The organism is Geitlerinema sp. PCC 7407, from assembly GCF_000317045.1.
Lineage (GTDB): Bacteria > Cyanobacteriota > Cyanobacteriia > PCC-7407 > PCC-7407 > PCC-7407.
Window position 1 is genome coordinate 3,160,765 of record NC_019703.1, and the last position, 18,637, is coordinate 3,179,401.

Consider the following 18,637-nt stretch of genomic DNA (forward strand, 5'->3'; position numbering starts at 1 on the left):
ACTCACAGGCTCAAGCTTGGTGGGGAGTGATGGGCTGACGAATGGGGATCGTGATGATGAACTCGGCTCCCTGCCCCGGGGAGGAAACGCAGTGCAAAGAGCCGTGGTGCTTTTCGGTCACGATTTGGTAGCTGATGGACATCCCCAGGCCCGTCCCCTTGCCCACCGGCTTGGTGGTGAAGAAGGGGTCAAACAGCCGCTGCTGGATGCTTTCGGGGATGCCGGGGCCGTTGTCGATCAGGTGAATCGCTACGCGATCGCCCTCAAGCAGGACCGTTTTGATGGTGATTTGGCTGAGGCACGTTTGGCGGTCGGCGGGCGATCGCCCCTCGTCCCGCTCCTCTAGGGCGTCGATCGCATTGGTCAAGATATTCATAAACACCTGGTTGAGCTGGCCTGCGTAGCACTCCACCAGGGGCAAGCTGCCGTACTCCTTCACCACGGCGATCGCGGGCATATAGGACTTGGCCTTGAGGCGATTTTGCAAAATCATCAGGGTGCTGTCGATGCCCTCGTGGATGTTCACCGCTTTCATCTCAGCCTCGTCCATGCGGGAGAAGGTGCGCAGGGACGTCACGATGGACCGAATGCGATCGGCCCCTACGCGCATCGAGCTGATCAGCCGGGGCAAGTCTTCGAGCAAAAAGTCGAGGTCCACGGCCTCCGAGCGATCGCGAATCTCGGGCACAGGGTCGGGGTAGTGCTGGTTGTACAGGGTCATCAGCGCCAGCAGATCGCGGGTGTACTCGCTGGCGTGGGTGAGGTTGCCCGAAATGAAGTTCACCGGGTTGTTGATCTCGTGGGCGACTCCCGCCACCAGCTGGCCGAGGCTCGACATCTTTTCGCTCTGGACGAGCTGCGTCTGGGTGCGCTGGAGCTCCCGCAGGGTCTGGGCAATCTCGTCGGCCTGCTGACGGAGCTGGGCCTCGGTGCGCTTGCGATCGCTGATGTCCCGCGCCACCGTGGACAAAAACTCGACATTCCCTTCGGGGTCTCGGTGGATGATGATCACCTGGGACACGGGCACCTCCGCGCCGCGATACCCCATGACGTTCTCCCCAGACCACAGGCCGTGCTCGAGGGCAAAGGGCATCGCCTCTCGCTGAAAGCGCTCTCGCTGGGCCGGCACCACAAAGTCGCAGCAGGGAATCCCGCTAATATCGGCATCCTCTGCCAGCCCCATCATGCGGCGACCGGCCTTATTGAGATAGATACTCTGGCCCGTCGCATCCCCAATTCCCACCAAGTCGCTGGTCGCCTCCAGGATGGCGGTCAGACGGGCCTGCTCTTTTTCGACCCGCTTGCGATCGCTCACGTCCGAGGCCGTCATCACCAAACGGTAGACTTCGCCTGCCTCATTGCGCAGGGGCGTGATGTGGGAGAGCCACCACGACTCTTGGCCATTGAGGCAGTAGAGATCCTCGTAGGTGAGGGTCTCCCCCGTGGCCACGGCCTGGGCGTAGCGCTGACGCCACTGGCGGCCATTTTCTTCGCCCAGCGCTTCTTCGAGGGTGCGGCCTTGGACCTGGGCGCTGGTCAAGCCGATGATGCGCGTCGCGACGTGATTCCAGCCCAGGACGCGGAAGTCGCGATCGGGCCGCACATCCAGCACGCTGATGATTTGCTCAATGCCGTCGTAGATGGTGCGCAGAAACTGCTCGCGCTCCAGCAAATTCGCCTCAAACCGTTTGCGATCGCTGATGTCCCGGAAGATCGTCGCCAGACACAGCGGCTCGTTGCTGGTGGGACTGGCGATCACGAAGGTGTTGTGCTCCACCACGACCTCGGCGTTTCCGGCCACGGGCTGCAGCCGCACTTCTCCTTGGGCGGCCCCGTCGCGCAGCACCCGGGGCAGCACCTCCTGCGCAAAGGCGTCGCGCTGGTGGGGCACCAGAAACTCAAACAGCCAGTAGGCCTTGGCGGCGGCCAGACTCTCGACGCCAGCGAGGCGCTGCCCAGCGGGGTTGAGGTAGAGCACGCGGCCATCGAGGGCGGTCAGGCAAATAAAATCACTGCTGTTTTCGATCAGGGCGATCAGCTTGCGGTGCTCTTTTTGGGCCTGCTTGAGGTGGGTGATGTCGCGGGCCACGGCGTAGACGAGGTCATCTTCGCGGGACACCGTTGAGTTCCAGGCCAGCCAGCGGTAGGTGCCGTCCTTGGCCCGGTAGCGGTTTTCCAGGTAGGCGGTGTCTTGGTCGCGCAGGCGGCGGGCCTCGGCGAGGGTGGCCGCGCGATCGCTCGGGTGCACGAAATCCAGCAGGGGGCGCGATCGCAGCTCGGCTTCGGTGTAGCCCAGCACGGTCTCCCAGGCCGGATTGACCCGGCGAAAGTAGCCGTCGAGGGTGGCCACGCACAGCAAATCCTGGGACACCGCAAAGAAGCGATCGCGATCGCGCTCGGCCCGCTGCCGCTCGTGGATCTCCAGGGCCAGCGCAGCAATGTCAGCCAGCGATCGCGAAAAGGTCTGCTCCGCCTGGGACCAGTAGCGGGGCTCACCCACCTGCTCAAAGCACACCACTCCCACGATCTTGCCGCCCAGCTGAATCGGCGAATCTAGCAGCGACATGATGCCCAGGGGCTGGAAATAGTTTTCGGTAAACTCGCGCGTACTCGGATCGGTGCGCGCTTCGCTCGCCACAATGGTCGCCTGATGCTCAAGGGCCGCAAAGTATCCCGGATAGTCTTCTATCCGCAACTCGATGCCCTGGGAATGGCAACCCAGGGAAAGCTGATAGAGATCCTGGCATTGCAGCTGGGTGCGATCGGCATCAAACAGCCAAATGCTCGCCCGCTCAATGCCCAGGGTGGTAGCGGCTACCACCGTCATCTCCTGAAACGCCTTCTCCAAAATGCCGCTGCTGAGCACCTTGTTTTTTGAGAGGTCCAGGAGGGCCTGGTTTTGGCGCTGGATTTGGTACTCCTGGGTGCGCTGGGCTTCTTCGAGCTGCTTGCGGTGGGAGATATCCAGGGCAACGCCGATCACGCCGACGATCGCGCCTCCCTTGTCACGGCAGGGAATGCAGGAGTTCTCGAAATAAACATCCCCGACCTGAATCGTGGCGATGGAGGCCTCCCCCGCCAAGGCCCGATCGACGGCTACCAGGGCCTCCTGGCAGTCTTGATAGAGGTCATACACCAATGCGCCGACCACCTGCTGGGGCTGGAGGCCCAGCAGTCGCAAACCGCTGCCCGCCGAGAAGGTGAAGCGGCCCTGGGTGTCGAGGGTGTAGAGGATCAGCGGGGCATTGTCGAGGAGGATGGTCAGCCACTCGTCGCGCTGCTCGGGGGAATGGGCCGCGATCGCCGCTACCGTCGAGAGTTCTGCCTCTTTGCGCACCGTAATGTCCAGCCACAGCCCCGCCCACACCACGGTTCCCCCAGGCAAAGTTTGGGGATTGGCCGTGGTTTCGAGCCATTTGATCTCCCCCGTCGGCAGGCAAAAGCGTCCCTGCCAGTGCCAAGCCCCCTGAGCCTGCTCCGCAGCCTGGAGCGATCGCCAAAACTCCCCTAGGTCCTCAGCCACGATCCGGTCAAACAGCAAATGCGGGCGATCGCGCACCGCCTCCGCCTCTAGGCCCAGGAGCCCCCAACAGGCCGCACTCAGGTAGGAAAACAGCCATGACCCATCCCCATGATGCTGAAGCTGATACACCACCCCCGGCAAGTGGGTCAGCATCGCCTCTAGCCCGGTATCTTCCTCCAAGTTCACGCCCCCGTCACTGCGAAAGTGGGCATCCTGCGGCCCGCGTCGATTGTATTGCATTGCGTCAGCGTCCTACGTTGAGGGGGTCAGGGTCAGGAAAGTAGACGATCGCTCAACCAAGGCTAGACCTTTGGACACAGCCATTTTGATACTGGCAGCAATCCGCAAAAGCACTGGGCAGCTTGCTCCTCCATCAAGCCGCGATCGCTCCCCAAAAAATTTAATATCCAGTTCAAACCTACCGTTAGCGTGCCCGGCATTCCCCAAAACTTTAACGAAGAGTGAAGAAGCGATCGCCCCTTTGCAGCGCCTCTTGTTCTTAGTAGCACCCCTTCAGCCCCGAAAATTCCCAGAGTCCTCCAGACGCTTTATTTTCTTTTATTAAGATCTACTAGGGGCGATCGCATTTGTCCGCCTCAGCGAAGCTTCGCTGTTTTCGTCCCGTCCTACCCCAGCCCACGCCGCCAAGAGACCCTATCCTCGCCCTCAGCGCTTTTGAATTCATGCTCATTGACGCCCACTGGCTCAGTCGCCCTTCCACCGAAGTTGCTCCAGACCTGATTGGCTGCACCCTCCTGCGGCGACTACCCGACGGGACCTGCCTCGCGGGCACCATCGTCGAGACCGAAGCCTACGGTCCTGGAGACCCCGCCATGCACGCCTATCAGCGCCCCACCCCCCGCAACAAAGTGATATTTGGGCCTGCCGGGACGGCCTATATCTATTTGATCTACGGGTGCTATCACTGTCTCAATGTCGTGACTGACCAAGATGGCATCGCCAGCGCTGTGCTGATTCGGGCTCTGCAACTCGCCAGCGTCCCGGCCTGGGTCGACCCCCAGCGCGAACCCAAGCCCCATCGCATCGCCGCTGGCCCCGGCAAGCTCTGTCGCACTCTCCAGATCGATCGCTCTCTCAACGCAACCCCCCTCCAACCCGGTCAGAGCCTCTGGCTAGAGCACCGCTCTCCTGACTGGCAACACCGCTTCGATCAACAAACTTTTTCCATCACCCAAACCACCCGCATCGGCCTCACCAAAGGCGTCGATCTCCCCTGGCGCTGGTATCTCAACCACTGCCCCGCCGTCTCCCGCAAAGGCTAAAGTTTCAGCCTCATCTAAACAAGCCCGATCAGCTTTCTGTAAATATCACGTTTGGCGATCGCAAATTTGGGAATACTGAAAAAGTCTTGTTTTTAGAATGATGCCATGCTCTTTATATCCAAAGAGAGTAAATTAAAGCCTATAAAGATGATGAGGCTTTGGCTTTATTCGATCAGACAATAGAAAACATTTTCTTACGCATCAATACAGTACCAAAAGGAAGCTTTTACTTTTAATCTAGAGACACGGCTTTATATGAAACAATCGTTGAATCAGACAGAAGCATTCAAGCTTCCCAAGCTTCGACTTTAGAGATTTCACTCAAATTCATAGTAAATCAAAAACCAAAACAGAAAATGAAGCCAAAATCTCCCTGGAACACCATCATTAAGTTTTTGGGTGGCGCTGGACTTTTCGTCTTAGCTTCTAGTCAATTTTTTGACAACTTCAATCCAGTCTCCAAGAGCCCCAGTCAAAGTTCTAGCAACTCCTCTATTCGTTCGGAATGCAATATCAAAGGCAACATCTCTATAGATTCAGGAAGAAAGCTTTATCATGTACCTGGAATGGAAGATTATGAATCTACCAGAATCGATCAATCTGCTGGCGAAAGGTGGTTTTGCACTGAAAATGAGGCGATCGCCAGCGGCTGGACAAGGGCTCCAAGATAGAGAAAAATCTCTCGAAATCAGTGCCCCTGTCAATAGATTTTTTTGGTGATAACCACCTAACAAGAAATGATCAGTCAATACATCAATTCTTGTAGAAACTCTTTGCCGTAGAGAGAATTGCACGAGTAGCAGGGGCAATTAGCTCAGAAACGCATTTGCTAACCCCGAAGCACTCCGCCACTGCGCGAATTGATGTGTTTCCTTGCTTAGAGACCTCAATGATTTTTTGGCGCAGGTCTCTAGAGTAAGCTGGCATGATGGCATTTTGATGTTATGGCTTATCTTATAGTGTCTGATAATTGTGAAAACCGCTGTATTAAAATCATGAGAAGCCCATTAAGATCAAATGCTTGACGTAGCACACACTTAATTCACTTACCGAAAGTATTGATTCTTGATTACAAGGATTCAAATGACAGATCGCAATAAAAAAGTGAATTTCCTTCTTGTCTTTTGGTTTTACAGCTCTGACATAGACGGGAATCATTGGAATATAGGCTGGCACCTTAGATCGCAAAGCAAGTATTGGATAAACCAGCTTATGTTTTGACAATGACTCAAAACTATCAGATGTTTTCGCTTCAATTACAAATAGGGTTTCTCGCTTGTTTTTCCTTCCAACAAATAAAGCATCTATTTCAACTTGGCCATTGATATGATTCCACGCTGAGGGTGCCAAAGGACTTGGTTTAAAGTCAAACGTAAAGGTTCCTTGACCAGACGCAGGCGCAGCTAGGCCACCTTGCTCTTCAACCTGTAAGGCTGCAGCAAGTAATCCTGAGGATGTTGCTAAATTGATGAGCGAATTTTCCGTAAGATTTGCAAGCAGATTAAAAGCAAACAACTGTCTTATAGAAACATTGGGCAAGAATATTTCTGGCTCAACGCCATCAAAAATCAGCTTGTCTATCAAAAAATATTCTGACCAATCACTAGAATTATGAAGTTTTGCCAATCCAAAATATGTATTTGAGTCGTTAAATCTACAACCCAACCGAAAAACCATATATTCATTTTTACGAAGCTCTGGCTTCAAATCTTCTAATTTTTGAATTGAAATACAGGCAGCCGTCTTTTGAGACTTAATCTCATACTCTTTAAGATAGCCTTGAAAAGATTGAGGCTCTGAGTAGCAAACTCCTTGACTTTTCAAGATAGAGATTGCCTGATCAAAAACACCACTCATACTTGAATAGTTTAGACAGTGATATTGACTGAGATGTTTTAGCTAGAGAACCAAAGCCAAAAGCCCTAGCGCAGTTTTTCAGCCATTTGGTCAACGCCTGGATTGGATCGTTCCATATAGTCTACCCACGCATCAAACGCCCAGTCTTGAATTTGGGCATCATTTTCTTGTAGATAAGTCGCCCAATCAGGGTGAACGATGATCGCCTGTGCATCATCGGTAAAAGTGTAGAGTGGCTTGCGAGTTTCAAACTCGTCTTGGGACAGCACCAAAATCTTTTGATTAACCTGGGCATCCTTAACCCTTACTAGTTCGTCATCAAAGAAGGGGCGGATCAGGCGAAAAGGGACATAGCGCAAGAGTTCAACAGTGGAATCGACGACCCGGCCCTGAACCATTCCTCGAAGATCACTCCGACTAACATCGCTAACGCGAAACAAGGATTTTGGCAGAGCATCGTCTAATTCTTTCAGCTTCTCTACAATTCGATCTTGTACCCCAAATTTCAGTTGGTAGATAAAGTAAGGTCTCCAAGCTCTAGCCAACATCTCTACTACTACATCCTTAAGCAGGATTGGCATAGAAACATCAAACTGGCGTTGATGCAATCTATCTATCAGCCCCAGAAAGAATAGATATTTATAAGAATTCGTTGTGTGATCAAACAATCGGCTTAGTGCCTCAGTATTCAGAGCTTCAGAGGGGGATAATCTCATAGTCACCATACTTCCTTAGTAGTATTTTCGGGTCTGTGGGCGATCGCCTGCTGCTCTGGGAAACAAAAATTCTTAGATAAGGCTAATACTGATATTTGAAGTGCCAGCGATCGCTGATTTTCTCGTCTAGTTGGGTGAGGGGAGAGGCTGGATCTTGGTGATAGACGAAGGTGGTCCTGACATCCTTGAAGCTGCGAGTGCTGTGGGTGAAAACGAGCGCCAGGTTATCGGCGGTTTTGAGGATTTCTATAGTGCCATTGCGCGAGAGACCTTGGTACTGGGGCGGAAGCGCGATCGTATCTCGGCAAATAGCGTCAAACTTTTCTAGGATTTGCAGCGTGCTGTCTAGAAAACAGTTGTTGCTTCCCTTGGGCTGGGTGGTCTCGACCCAGCGAACCACCGATTCTCGATCGCTGCGATAAAGATTGAAATCAACCAGCGGATCGCTGATGTAGTGGCTGTGAATCAGGCCGATGGAAAGGGCGATCGCCCCCAGAGAGATCGCCAAAAACAGGCCAGCATTCATCCTGCGGTTGAGGGGCGATCGCTCCTGGACTTGGCAAAAGTAAATCACGCCCAGCATCGACCAATCGAAGATGAGCAGCGGCCCAATCAGCAGGAAGAGCGCAAATCCCAAGCTAATATCAACCAGCGGCGTGTAGGCGGTCCAAAAGGGAACCAAGGTGGCCGTTGCCTGACCGGTGAACAGGAGCGCGATCGCCCCAAAGAACCGCACAGCCAGATTGCCGAGGGTCGATCGAGGGGGTGGAAAGGGCGATCGCACCAGGGGAATCGCCAGCGCGCCCAAGAAAGCGGCCAGAGCGAGCCAGACCAGTAGCGATCGCCCTGGGAAGATCACCGCGATCGCCTGGAAAGAGAGCAAAAACAGACCCGACAGAATGGCCCAAAAAACGGGCAGATAGCGCTCTGGGAGTTTGGCGGTTGCAGGGGCGATCGGGCCTCGGGACAGTCGGCCCAAAAACTGCGCCAAAATCAGGAGCGTCACGCCCAAACTGAAGCCACCGAACGTCAAAAGCGCTTTTACGAGACTCTCCAGCATGGCTCGCCTTCAGATATTCCACGACCTTCGATCGGGGAACTTCAGCAAAAAGCGGCCAAATTCTGCAAGCAGCCTGGATATTTACCAGATAAAGGGAATCAAGCGCTTGGTTTGGGCGCGGTATTGCTCGAAGTTGCTGTATTTCTCGGCCATGCTGGCTTCTTTTTGGTTGATGCGCTGCGCATAGATCGCGGCCACGAGCACCGGCAGAAAATAGGCCCAGGGTGAGCCCGCCACCACTGAGAAGCTGAGATAGCGCAGCAGATCGCCGAGATAGTTGATGTTGCGCGACAGCCGCCATGGGCCATCCTGCACAAGCTGCGCCCCCATTTCCTTGGCCGTGAGTTTTTGGACGTCTGCGGTCGCGTTGATCAAGCTGCCAAAGATGTACAGGATGAGGGCGATCGCCGCGGTGAGCAGAGAAATCGGCGCTGGATTGGTGTAGGCGAAGTAACCCGGCACGGCGTAGATAATGCCCAAGAACGCCACGATGAGCGCCGCCCTGGGGAGCGTCGTCGGCGTGGCAAACATGTAGCGGCTCCGGGCGGGATAGAGCCACTGCTCCAGCAGCCACCAGACGCAGTAGCCGCCGTGGAGGCACAAGTACAGCACGCCGCGCAGATCGTCCTGGGCGCCATAGAACCACAGGCCCCCCAGGAGCAGCACGCCGGTGAGCCATTTACCAATATTGATCGCCATCAGCTCTGTGAGAGCACTGGCTGGGGTTGCGGGAGAACGGTCTTCCATGGGGATTCCTCAAAACGCTTTAGGGGGCTGGACGACGATGAACCAGGGTGGCGTTGGCCTGGTCGGTGGGGACCACCAGCAGCTCGCTGATGTTGACGTGGGGGGGCCGGGTGGCGCAGAAGAGCACCAAATCGGCGATGTCCTCGCCGATGAGGGGGGTCAGGCCTTGGTACACGGCCTTGGCGCGATCGCGATCGCCGTGAAAACGCACTTCGCTAAACTCCGTCTCTACCAGACCCGGCTCGATCAGGCTGACCCGCACCGCCGTTCCCAGGAGATCTTGCTTGAGGCCTTCGGAGATCGATCGCACCGCCGCCTTGGAGCCGCAGTAGACGTGGCCACTGGGGTAGGCCGCCCGACCGGCAATGGAACCAATGTTAATCACATGGCCGCGATCGCGCGCCACCATACCCGGCACCACCGCCCGCGTCACGTAGAGCAGACCTTTGACATTGGTGTCGATCATCTCTTCCCAGTCTTGGATGTCGGCTTGATGAAACTTTTCGAGGCCGCGACTGAGACCGGCATTGTTGACCAAGATGTCGATGGCGGACCATTCCTCAGGGATGGCGGCGATCGCCGCCTCGACCGCCGCGCGATCGCGCACATCCAGGGTTATTAGATGAATCTGCGTGTCAAACTCTGCTCGCAAATCCTGGGCTAGGGCTTCGAGGCGATCGCCCCGCCGCGCCGCCAAAATCAGCCGCGCCCCCGCCTGGGCAAAGGCATAGGCGCAGGCCTCCCCGATGCCGCTGCTCGCCCCCGTAATCATCACCACGCGATCGCTCACCGAAATCACACAACACCCCTTTTCTGCGCTCTACATCATTTACTACAGCTACGCTCGGCCCGACCGGCCCACGCAAAGGCCCGTGACGCGATCGCCTTTCCAGGCATCATCCCGCACGGGCCAACGCTCATCGCACCTTCATCTCCGAACTGCCACAGTCCTAGCGGGGCTGCTTGACCGGTCCGCCCCGGCCCTGCACCTGGAGCCGCTGGGTCGAGAAAGTCATACCGTCCGAACGGACCAGCGCCGTCGTAATCCAGTAGTTATCCGGCACATTGGGCGCACTGCCCTCCCGGAAAATCCCGCCCGCCGTCAGGGGCACCAGGTCCAGCTTGTCCGCCTTGAAGTAGGCATCGGGGCGCACTCGCTCTTCGAGCGCCGCTCCCAGGAGCACATCTTCGCCCAGGGGCTCCTGGACAATGGCGTCTAGGTTGTAGCGCTGGCCCACGCTCACCGTTTCCGGCAGCCGCACCTCAACGGTCGGGGGCTTGTCGCCCGCCGAGAGGGACGACTTCTCTGACAGGATTTCCTGACGAATCATCCGCTGGCCGTCAAACTGCTGCCGGGACTTCACCGTCGCCGTCAGCTGGAAGTTGTGCTCGCCGACGGTCTGAGTACCCGTGATGGTCGTCAGGGTTTCCGCCGTCAGAATGTCGCCGTTTTGCTCCCAAGACAGCAGCTCCGTGTCGTAGTTGAGAGTCGAGTAGCGCTCCCAAAATTCCCGCACCGCCTGTTCGTAGCGCTGGCGGTTGAGGCCGTCGGCGTGGTTGAACTTGGGACCGTAGAACTGCATCAACGCCTTGAGGTCGCGCTGGTTGGCAGCGGTGTCGATCTGGTCGATGGTCTGGACGAGGCTGGCCGGTGCCGACTCGGGACCCTCTGCCGCACGGGCTGCCTGGGGCAGAAACCCACCAAGCCCAACCACGAGTCCTAGCGCTAGGGACGTCAGCCAGCTAGAGGACGACGCGATCGCCCCTTGTTGCCCACGGTTGGGGGTCTCGCTATGGGACGCTCGTGCAGTGAGATACTTCAACATCATCGGTGATAGGGTTGTGATGTATGGGCAGGAAAACTGGGCCATTGTGAAGGGCTTCGACGCCAGAGCCGCAATTGACCCATTAATAGCAGAAATGGCAGATTGATATCCCTAAGGGTAACGCGAGTTTCCAGGAGGGTCTGACCAGATTTGGGGGCGATCGCCCTAGAAGCCCCAAGCCATCGGCTGTTTCCTGCGCTTTGCTTGCACTCTGACGTTCAATCTTGCTATCTGTTTCCCCAATTTCGTGACTATGTCCGACGCCACCGCCCGTCCTTCTCATCGGTCTGCTCCCCGCCTGCTCGTGGCCGCCAGCGGAACGGGGGGTCACCTATTTCCGGCGATCGCCCTAGCAGAGCAGCTTTCGGACTATCACATCGAGTGGCTGGGCGTCCCCGATCGCCTCGAAACCCAGCTCGTTCCCAAGCAATACCCCCTCCACACCATCCGCGTCGAAGGCTTCCAGTCGCGCAGCATCAAAGCCGTCAAGGTTCTCTTTCGCTTGATTAGCGGCATTTTTCAGGTGCGCAGCCTCCTCAAGCAGGGCAACTTCCAAGGCGTCGTCACCACCGGCGGCTACATCGCCGGGCCGGCCATCTTGGCGGCCCGATCCTTAGGGCTGCCCGTGATTCTCCACGAGTCCAACGCTCTCCCCGGCAAAGTGACCCGCTGGCTTAGCCCTTGGTGCACCAAAGTCGCCCTCGGGTTTGACACCTCGAGCCAGTACCTGCCCCGCGCCCACACAGTTTGCGTGGGTACCCCTGTTCGGCCCGATTTCCTCACCCCGCCGTCCCTCAACCTGCCGATTCCCCCCGAGGCCTTCCTGATCGTGGTGGTTGGCGGCAGCCAGGGGGCCGTCGCCCTCAACCGGCTAGTGCGTCAGGTGGCGCCTGTGTGGCTGGAGGCGGGGGCCTGGATTGTGCACCTGACCGGCGACAGCGATCCCGAGGCCGACACGCTGCACCACCCGCGCTATCTGGTGATGCCCTTCTATCCTCATATGTCGGCGCTTTTTCACCGCGCCAATCTGGCCCTGAGCCGGGCCGGAGCGGGCACTCTGACGGAGCTGGCGGTGACCCAGACTCCGTCGATCCTGGTGCCCTATCCCTTCGCGGCGGAAGATCACCAGGCCTTTAATGCGGCGGTGTTTGGAGCGGCGGGGGCTGGTATCGTGTGTCGCCAAGGGGACCTGACGCCGGACCTGCTGCGCGACAAGGTGCTTCACCTGATGAATTCGCCGGAGGTTCTCGCCGAAATGGCCCAGCGCTGCCAGGATCTGGCAGAACCCGACAGCGCGGCTCAGCTCGCGACGCTGGTTCGCCAAACCCTGGCCGCTCGCGCCTAAGAGTAGGGGGCGATCGCCCTACAGACCAGACTGCTGGAACTCAGTGCGGTACGTTTGCAAGACGGCCTCATTGAAGCAGACCAGCCGCACCGTGCCAATTTCGCTGTGGGTCGTCAGGTAGCGCCCGACGGTGGCGATCGCCACTCGAGCGGCGATCGCCACGGGGAAGCCCAGGGCTCCTACTCCTAGCGCCGGGAAGGCGATCGATTGCAGGCCCTTGGCAGCCGCCAGTTCCAGACAGCTGCGGTAGCACTGGGCCAGGATCTCGGTCTCCTGGCGATCGCCCCCCTGCCACTCGGGACACACCGTGTGAATCACCCAGGGCGATCGCAGCTGAAATCCCGGCGTCAGCTTCGCTTCGCCCACCGGACAGCCCCCCAGTTCCTGGCAGGCCACCAGCAGCTCTGGGCCAGCCGCCCGGTGAATCGCCCGCGAAACCACGCCGCTGTCCGACAGAAAGCGATCGGCTGAATTGACAATGGCATCGAGCTCTTGCTGCGTAATGTCGCCGAGCTTGGGGCCACCCTCCAGGGCATAGAGCAAGCTGTTGTGGCCACGGCTAAAGCGTCCGCTGCGGCTGTACACCTGCTGGGTCGCCATTTTGCGGTACTGGAGGTACTCCCGCTTCTGGAGCCGATCATCGAGATCTGCAAGGGCAGCTGCCTCGGGAGCCGACATCGGCAGCTGAAAGTCCAGCATTTGCTGCTTCGTCGATTGGAGCACCTGGCTGGCCGCCGCGTAGTCTCCGCGATCGACTAGCTGCACAGCTTCTTTCTTGGCCCGAGCCGCCATCATCAGCGCCACTTGCTGCTGCACGTCTTGATTGAGGGGCAGCTGCTCCCACTGGGCGAGGTCGACCACCGGCAGCTGGAGGGTTGCGCGCACCTCCTGGGGCCGCTGGTCCGTGTCGGTCCAGGCGAGATGAAAGCTGCACAGAGGCATGAGCTGGGCCAGGGCAGGCACCTTGAGGCGCACCACGATGTCGATGGGCTGCTCCTGGAGCAGGTTGGGCAGCTTGAAGCGACCGCCCTCGTCCACCTCCAGGTCATTGAGCACCGCCTCGACCGCGACGGCCCCTTGGGGCTCGAAGCCCAGGGTGACGGCCTTGCCAACGATGGTGGTCAGGCCCTGCAGCTCTTGCTCAAAGATGCTGGGCAGCTGCTCCGCTCGGGCGACGTAGTAGTAGTTGCCATCCCCGCTGCGGGCCATGGCCTGGAGCAGGTCTTCGTTGTAGTCGTCTCCGAGGCCCAGGGTGGAGGTGCTGACGCCCCGCTGAGCCAGGCCGTGGACATCGCTAGCGATCGCGTCAGGATTGGTTTCTCCAACATTGGCCAAGCCATCGGAGAGCAAAATAATCCGGTTCAGGTCGGCGGTGAGGGACTGGCTGACCTGGATTCCCCCTTGCACCCAGCCTCCATGGAGCGCCGTGCTGCCCCCCCGATAAATCTGCTGCACCCTGCGAATAAAGCTGGCTTTGTTGTTGACGGGGGTGCTGGGAATGATGGTTTGAATTTGGTCATCAAAGATCGTGACGCTGAGGCGATCGCTCGGCAGTAGCTGCTCGATTGCGTAGCAGACCGCCTTCTTGGCGTAGTCCAGCTTGTTGAGCGAGGCCATGGAGCCCGAACGGTCAATCACAAAGCCCAGGTTGAGGCTGGGGCGGCGATCGCTCCGACTGCTTGCCTGCGGCGGCACAATCCGCACCACCACATCCAGGGTCGTCGCTCGATCAGCACACACCGCAGCCCGCAACGGAATCAGCTCAAGTTGAGGAGTCATGACCTAGAAGACCTCCGTTTGGAAGTAGTGAGGGATATCAGCGCTTGGAACAGTCGCTGGAGCAGGGTTTGCTGCTCCTGGGTCGTCGACGGCAGCACAAAGTCACTGCGCACGTGCAGCTCCAGTCCCGGCAAGATTTCGAGGCGCGTCCACTGGAGGGTCGGCGGCGAAACGGGAGCCGGAGAGACGGGGGACGAAGGCGGCGAAGGAGCAGGTCGGGACACCGCTGGGGGCGCGATCGCCGGTTTGGGCGCACTCTCGACCTGGCGCTGCTGGATCTCCTGCAAAAAGGCCAAAGCAGGATTGGCCGGAGCCATGGTCAGCTGGACGCCGCCGTAGAGCAGCGCTTCTAGCTCGGCGTTGCTCTTGGAGCGGGCCAGGGTGTCGATTACGCTGGCCCCGTACCCCTCGGTCAGCAGCCGCCGCACCAGCAGCACTTGCAGCAGATGCCGGTAGGTATAGCGGGCTTCGCGCCCCTCTTTGAGCGGTTCGTCCAGCATCCCCTGGCTGGTGTAGTGCCGCACCAGGCGGGGGGTGACCTCCTCGCGGACCCGTGTATGGGCCTTTTCGTCGGGCAAAAACTGGGGCAAGAACCGGTTGGCGACCTGCACCAGCTCATCCAGGGACCAGTGAGGATTTTGCTGAGCGATTTGCTGCAAAGTTTCCATGTACCTATGCTATTTATGACAACTGCAAGTGTCAATGACAATTTGAATTGTAAGTTTAGCCAACGAAAACGCCGGGGCGGCTCGGGCGGCGATCGCCTAGCGCCACTCTCCCTGGAGCGTGAAAGCCGCCCAGTAGTAGGGCGATCGCCACTGAGGGTCTTGGGACATCTCGATCTGGGCGGCCCGCAGTGCGGCCCCCGGGGCGAGCTGCTCCTGCAACAGCTTGCGATAGAAGAGGCTCATCAGGACCGACGTCCCCTCATCATCGACGCTCCACAAACTCACCAGCACCCGCGGCGCCCCCGCATACATAAAGCCCCGCGTCAGGCCAACCATGCCCTCTCCCCGCACATTCTGGCCGAGGCCCGTTTCACAGGCGCTCAGGACCACCAGCTCAACGGGCAGCTTCAGGTTAAAGATGTCTCGCAGGCGCAAAAAGCCGTTTTGGGATTCCCCATCGGCGCTAAACAGCGACAGCACGATGCCCGAGAGCTCGGGGTTTTGGGCATTGAGCAGGCCATGGGTGGCGAAGTGAACAATGCGGTACTGGCTCAGATCGGTGTCCAGCACCTTCTCGCGACTGGCCTCAAAGCCCGACGCCACAAACTCTTGAGCATCCGGCACGATCGCCCCGATTTTTTCGGCCTCCACCGACGTAAAGGGCAAGCGCCCCAGACCCATTCCCCAGGATTGGCGGGCCTGCCGAAACGCGACTTCCTCCAAATCTGGCGCTGGCTGCGGGGGCGGCACCTTCCAGAAGGTCTGGAAGCGCTCATCGCCTAGGGTAAAGACCGGATCGGCAAAGATGGCCACGGTCTTGGGGGCGGGGGCGCGTTGCGCCGTCTCACGGCGCAGCAGCCCTAGGGTCGAGGCCGACGGCAAATGAATGACTTCATGCTGGGTGATCAGGGGGGCTTTGCCAGCGCCCGGTATCTGCAAGGCTGAAAAGGGAACGTATTGCAGCGCTCCGTCGGCCACGATCAGCAGGCGCTGACCCTGGAGCCGATCGGCGATCGGCCCCAAAAGGACCTGGCTGATCTGGGCATCGTAGGAGGTACCCGCTGGGGGCGGCGGACCCTCCCGCGGAATGGCAATAATCGCGCGATCGTCGCTGAAGGTGGGCGTGGTATCCAGCCTCGGCATCTGTTGATAAAAGGCCTGGGCAGCGGCCTCCAGGCTGGCCCGGCCCGGCAGGGTGTAGCTGCGCAGGTCCGTCGGGCTGACCACCCACAGATAGCTGCGCTCTTCGCCCAGGCTGTACTGCAGCAGCAGGGTTTGGTCATCGAGGACCTGCTGCTGAATCTCGGCGAGGCTGAGAGGCTGGGGCTGGGTCAAGTCCGCGTAGCGGGGGCTGGTGGCGCGAATCTGGGCTTCGAGGGTTTGCAGGCGGGCCAGCAAGCTGTCGACCTCTTGCTGGAGGCCGGTGAGCCGCTCCGGGCTGGCGCTGCGGTTGAGCAAGGTGACTCGCTGTTTTTCGGCTGCTTCGATCTGCTGACCGAGGGTTTCGGCTTCGGCCAACAGCTTGGGGTCGACTCCCGCCCGCACATCGGCCCGAGCGAGGGCAAGGAGATCTAGCAGGCTGCGGGCGCGCGCCCGCTCGCTAGCCTGGAGAGCCATGGCTGCGTAGCCCTGCTCGGGCGCTCGGTCGTGGAGCTGCATCAGCACGTCGATGTACAGCTCGTAGTAGGCCTGCTTGGAGGCAAAGAAGCTGGTGCGCAGTTTGTCGGTGGTGACGCCCGTGCGCAGGGCTTCGACTAGGGCGATCGCCCGCTCTAGGGACGCTTTGGCAGCGGGCAGATTGGCCTGGTCTCGCTCCACCAGGGCTAGCTGGTACAGGGACTCGGCCTGTCCCTCGCGATCGCCCAGGATCTCCCGCAGGCGCAGCTCCCGATCGAGGGCGGCGCGGCCATCGGCAAACTTGCCCTGGAGCCGATAGACCTGGGCCAGGTTCCGCAGGATGTTGGCCTCGGCGACGGGGACCTGGGCTGACCGAATCCGATCTAGGGCGTCTTCGAGGATGGCAGCGGCGCGATCGTACTCCTGGAGGCTGGTGTAGAGGCGGCCCATCTGTCCCAAGGCGGCGGTTTCGCCCAGGAGATTTCCTTGTCGGCGATAGATTTCGAGAGCTCGGTTCAGGCTCTCCGCCGCCGCCTGGGGCCGCTGGTTTTCGGTGTGCAGGCGGCTGAGGCTGGCCAAAAAGGTGGCCTCTTGGAGGGGGTTTTGCTGCTGGCGAGCGAGGGCGATCGCCTGCTCGTAGGACTGGAGGGCCGCAGGGTCGTTTTGGGCCTGCCGCTGGACCGAGCCCATGGACTCCAAGATCAAGGCTTCGGTGCCGCGATCGCCGATCTCCCGCTGGATGGCCAGCGCCCGCTCATAGGTCGAGAGGCTCAGGTCGTAGCTTCCGAGCTGGCGGTAGAGGTTTGCCATGGTGACCACGGTTTCGGCCTCTCCAGGGAGCTGGCCGATCTCGCGCTGAAGGGCGATCGCGTCTGCGTAGCGCTTGAGGGCCTGTTGATAGTTGCCGAGGCCCGCGTCGATGCTGCCCAGGGTGGTCAGAGTGCCAGCTATTTCGGCCTTGTCGTCTAGGCGCTCATAAATTTGTAGCGCCATTTCGGCCATTTCCCGAGCCTGCTGATACTGTCCCCGCTGGCTGTAGACATTTCCCAAACTGGAGTGCACAGCGGCGATCAGGTTTTGATTGCCCACGCGCTGCTGCTTTTCGAGCACGGACTCAAAGGCGGCGATCGCCTTTTGGTGATCGCCCTGCCGAAAATACGCGCCCCCCAAGGCATAGAGCGTCAGGCTCTGGCCCGCCAGATCTTCTTGGGCACCCTGGAGCGTCGCAGCTTCCTGGAGATAGGTGATGCCCTGGTCCGTTTCGCCCATGGCCAAATAGGTGTAGCCCAAGGCCACCAGGGTTCGGGTCAAGACCGCCGTCTGGTTGGGCAGTTCCCGGGCTCCGTCGTAGGCTTGGCGCAGGTACTCGAGGCCCTTGGGGAGCTGTCCGAGCTCGGTGTAGAGCGTGCCGAGGGAATAGAGCACCTCTGCCTTACCCGCCGGGTCGCCCAGGGTTTCGTAGACTGCGAGAGCCTCCTGGTAAGCGTCGATCGACCGCTGGGTCTGGCCCAGGTTGTTGTAGAGAATGCCCAAGAACTGGAGCTGGGTAGCTTCCATCTCGGGCAGGCGCAGTTCTCGGGCGATCGCCAGAGACTTTTCGTAGGTCGCGATCGCTTTTTGGGTTTCGCCGGTCTGTTCGTAGATCCCGGCCATGCCGCTCAGGGTGACGGCTTCTGCCTCACGGTTGGGCAGCGCTTCGTAGATGGTCAGTGCGCTCTGGTAGGCAGCCAGGGCCTGCGGCAGCTCGCCCCGCAGCACGAAAATAAAGCCGAGGGCCTGGAGGGTCAGGCCTTCCTGAGCGCGATCGCCTCTCTGCTGCCAGAGGGTCCGGATCGCCTGCAAGTCGGCGATCGCCTGCTCGACTTCTGCCGGATCGCCGCTTCCGGCTCGCTGGAGAGCGTCGTTGTAGCGCTCCCGGAGCTGAGCCTGGCTCGACAGGTTATCCTCCGTCGTTTCAGCCGCCGGGGCCGCCTGCCCCCACACAGGTCCACTCGGCGCCACGCCCAGCAGACATCCCAAGGCGATCGCGCTGCCCCACAGCCCACCAAACTTAGCCCCAGCCATCATCTGCAACCCGCCCAACAAATTAAAAGCTGAGCCTTATTCTAGAGAGCGCTTTAGGGAAACGGTATCTCGATCGCCCGTTTTGCAATCCTTATTTAGGATTTTCTTTCGCTTTGTAGCGAGTTTTTCAAGCAAGATAATGCCAAGAGCGC

Annotated in this window: 13 protein-coding genes; 3 read left to right on the forward strand and 10 right to left on the reverse strand. The window is 59.1% G+C overall.

The window, feature by feature from the left end; genetic code table 11:
• Positions 1-10: 10 nt before the first annotated feature.
• Positions 11-3,763 carry a PAS domain S-box protein gene (locus tag GEI7407_RS19620; RefSeq protein ID WP_015172623.1) on the reverse strand — a complete coding sequence of 1,251 codons (3,753 nt, stop codon included), beginning with the start codon at positions 3,761-3,763 and terminating at the stop codon, positions 11-13.
• A 443-nt stretch (positions 3,764-4,206) separates the two neighbouring features.
• Between GEI7407_RS19620 and GEI7407_RS12880 the strand changes: the two genes are divergently transcribed.
• Positions 4,207-4,806, forward strand: a complete 600-nt coding sequence (locus GEI7407_RS12880) for a DNA-3-methyladenine glycosylase (RefSeq protein ID WP_015172624.1) — start codon at positions 4,207-4,209, stop codon at positions 4,804-4,806.
• A gap of 356 nt (positions 4,807-5,162) precedes the next feature.
• Positions 5,163-5,477: a hypothetical protein gene (locus GEI7407_RS20280; protein ID WP_071880839.1), complete on the forward strand. Its 315-nt coding sequence runs from the start codon at positions 5,163-5,165 to the stop codon at positions 5,475-5,477.
• A 322-nt stretch (positions 5,478-5,799) separates the two neighbouring features.
• Here GEI7407_RS20280 and GEI7407_RS21100 read toward each other — a convergent pair whose 3' ends face one another.
• The 6 genes from GEI7407_RS21100 to GEI7407_RS12905 form a co-directional block, all read right to left on the reverse strand.
• On the reverse strand, positions 5,800-6,663 hold the full coding sequence (locus tag GEI7407_RS21100) for a DUF6997 domain-containing protein (RefSeq protein WP_015172625.1): 864 nt from the start codon (positions 6,661-6,663) through the stop codon (positions 5,800-5,802).
• Positions 6,664-6,728: 65 nt separating this feature from the next.
• Complete coding sequence (locus tag GEI7407_RS12885) at positions 6,729-7,379, reverse strand: hypothetical protein (protein WP_150109789.1); 651 nt, start codon at positions 7,377-7,379, stop codon at positions 6,729-6,731.
• A gap of 82 nt (positions 7,380-7,461) precedes the next feature.
• Positions 7,462-8,439 carry a hypothetical protein gene (locus GEI7407_RS12890; protein ID WP_015172627.1) on the reverse strand — a complete coding sequence of 326 codons (978 nt, stop codon included), beginning with the start codon at positions 8,437-8,439 and terminating at the stop codon, positions 7,462-7,464.
• Between the two features lie 81 nt (positions 8,440-8,520).
• Positions 8,521-9,186, reverse strand: coding sequence for an isoprenylcysteine carboxylmethyltransferase family protein (locus GEI7407_RS12895; RefSeq protein ID WP_015172628.1), 666 nt, complete (start codon positions 9,184-9,186; stop codon positions 8,521-8,523).
• A gap of 19 nt (positions 9,187-9,205) precedes the next feature.
• Positions 9,206-9,958: an SDR family oxidoreductase gene (locus tag GEI7407_RS12900; RefSeq protein WP_396229535.1), complete on the reverse strand. Its 753-nt coding sequence runs from the start codon at positions 9,956-9,958 to the stop codon at positions 9,206-9,208.
• A 178-nt stretch (positions 9,959-10,136) separates the two neighbouring features.
• The gene (locus GEI7407_RS12905) at positions 10,137-11,015 is read right to left on the reverse strand and encodes a hypothetical protein (RefSeq protein ID WP_015172630.1); all 879 of its coding nucleotides are present in this window, start codon (positions 11,013-11,015) and stop codon (positions 10,137-10,139) included.
• Positions 11,016-11,265: 250 nt separating this feature from the next.
• Here GEI7407_RS12905 and murG point away from each other — a divergent pair, with 250 nt between their 5' ends.
• A complete protein-coding gene (murG, locus tag GEI7407_RS12910; protein WP_015172631.1) occupies positions 11,266-12,357 on the forward strand; it encodes an undecaprenyldiphospho-muramoylpentapeptide beta-N-acetylglucosaminyltransferase in 1,092 nt (363 codons plus the stop codon).
• Between the two features lie 18 nt (positions 12,358-12,375).
• Here the strand turns inward: murG and GEI7407_RS12915 are convergent, their stop codons facing one another.
• From GEI7407_RS12915 to GEI7407_RS12925, 3 genes are all read right to left on the reverse strand, one after another.
• Positions 12,376-14,136, reverse strand: a complete 1,761-nt coding sequence (locus GEI7407_RS12915; protein WP_015172632.1) for a macro domain-containing protein — start codon at positions 14,134-14,136, stop codon at positions 12,376-12,378.
• Positions 14,133-14,804 carry a MerR family transcriptional regulator gene (locus GEI7407_RS12920; protein ID WP_015172633.1) on the reverse strand — a complete coding sequence of 224 codons (672 nt, stop codon included), beginning with the start codon at positions 14,802-14,804 and terminating at the stop codon, positions 14,133-14,135. Before GEI7407_RS12920 ends, GEI7407_RS12915 begins: the two co-directional genes overlap by 4 nt.
• A gap of 96 nt (positions 14,805-14,900) precedes the next feature.
• On the reverse strand, positions 14,901-18,488 hold the full coding sequence (locus GEI7407_RS12925; protein ID WP_015172634.1) for a tetratricopeptide repeat protein: 3,588 nt from the start codon (positions 18,486-18,488) through the stop codon (positions 14,901-14,903).
• Positions 18,489-18,637: the final 149 nt, after the last annotated feature.